We start from the raw sequence: 1,437 nt of genomic DNA, 5'->3' as shown, positions 1-1,437 counted from the left end.
TTGCCGGGTCCACCGCCAGATGCAATTTGCGCCACACTCGCCGTTTCTCGGCGCCGTGTTTTCTGACCTTCCACTCGCCTTCAGCAAACACCTTCAGGCCTGTAGAGTCGATAACCAAATCGGTAATACTTCCCTTTGGGGGCTGTCGATAAGCCACCGTCACCGAGCGAGCTCGCTTGCTGACACAGCTAATAGGATGGTCGCCCCTCCTAAACCGGCAGCACCTGTGCCAACGTGTGGGACGATACATTCATCAATGTGAGTGGAGCGACCATCGCTGAGCTGGTCATGCATAAAGTCCATCAACCAACATTGATTCGGTTGGTCAGGGACAACCAACGGCTCCGGCTTAGCGCGCACTAGCAGCTTCTTGGGTTTTATCCGCATATTGAGCTCTAGCGCCCGATAGATCCGTTAGACCCGCTTGTGGTTCCAGCCAAAGCCTTTGACATTACGCAGGTACAGAAAGCACAGTCCAAAACCCCAGTTGCGCTGGTTGGCGATGAGGCGCAGCAGCCAGTCGGCAATCTCCTGGTTTTCATCGGCCAGCACAGGCTGATAGCGATAGCAACCCTCGCTCACCTTGAACACCTAAATAACTGATCCCAATAGTGCTTCACCTTCGCTGTGCCATAGCCATTCCCCGGGAAAGGAGACACGGTATCCATGAAGTGTTTCACTCGGGCCAGCAGGCTGGCCATTCCTCTACATTGATGATTGCGCGTGATGGTTTCATGTAACTTGTGCCACAGCCGTTCTATGTGATTAACCCAAGGGCTGTAAACTGGCTGGAACACCAAGCAGAACTTGGGGTTCTGCTTCAACCATCGCTCGGTCTGTTTGCTTTTGTGAATGATGTAGTTATCGAGGATCAGCGTGATGGTTTTGGCTCGTCGGTAGTGGCGACGCAGCTTTTCCAGCATGGCGATAAACAGGGATGAGTTTTTCATTATCCCGCTGACGTAAAGCACTCTTCCGTTGCCTGCATGGAGAACGCCTGCCAGGTAATGTTTCGCGTTCTGTCCCGGTGTGACAACCCGCTTTTGCTGCGCTCTGAACATCCAGTCGGCCCCTAATTTGGGATTGAGGTCTATATCAACTTCATCCTCATAAAACACCGGATTATCGGCATCACAGCGGGCCAGCGCAGCGTCGATATCCGCCATTTTCTCCTGATAGGGCGGGTCTTTTATCCGCAAGGTCGGCACGGGCCTTCGCCAGACAATGCCCATACGCGGTAACCATCGGCGGAGCGTGGAGGCTGCCATATTGAGGCCTGTTAATCGATTGATTTTGATAGCCAATAGTTCGGTACACCAGCGGCTGCGCTGATAACCAAAATCTTGCGGAGTGTAGTGGTCAACTAAATCCGGACACTTGGTTAGGCCGAATCTCGGCTTTTGCTGGCGGTATCCCGTCATTGTGGTGATGTGGACG

At 53.2% G+C, this 1,437-nt stretch carries 1 protein-coding gene and 2 pseudogenes; all 3 read right to left on the bottom strand.

Features of this window, described 5'->3' with window-relative positions:
* Window positions 1–194: pseudogene (locus A9G06_RS21810) on the bottom strand (transposase); the annotation flags it as partial.
* Between the two features lie 70 nt (window positions 195–264).
* Window positions 265–588, bottom strand: a pseudogene (locus A9G06_RS21805) (IS3 family transposase); the annotation flags it as partial.
* On the bottom strand, window positions 579–1,437 hold an 859-nt coding region (locus tag A9G06_RS21235; protein ID WP_253182365.1), incomplete at its 5' end, for an IS630 family transposase. The pseudogene A9G06_RS21805 and the gene A9G06_RS21235, both read right to left, overlap by 10 nt.

Source organism: Aeromonas sp. DNP9, from assembly GCF_001728955.1.
Taxonomy (GTDB): domain Bacteria; phylum Pseudomonadota; class Gammaproteobacteria; order Enterobacterales; family Aeromonadaceae; genus Aeromonas; species Aeromonas veronii.
The sequence above is the reverse complement of the archived record's forward strand: the minus strand, read 5'-3'. Positions and strand labels throughout refer to the sequence as shown.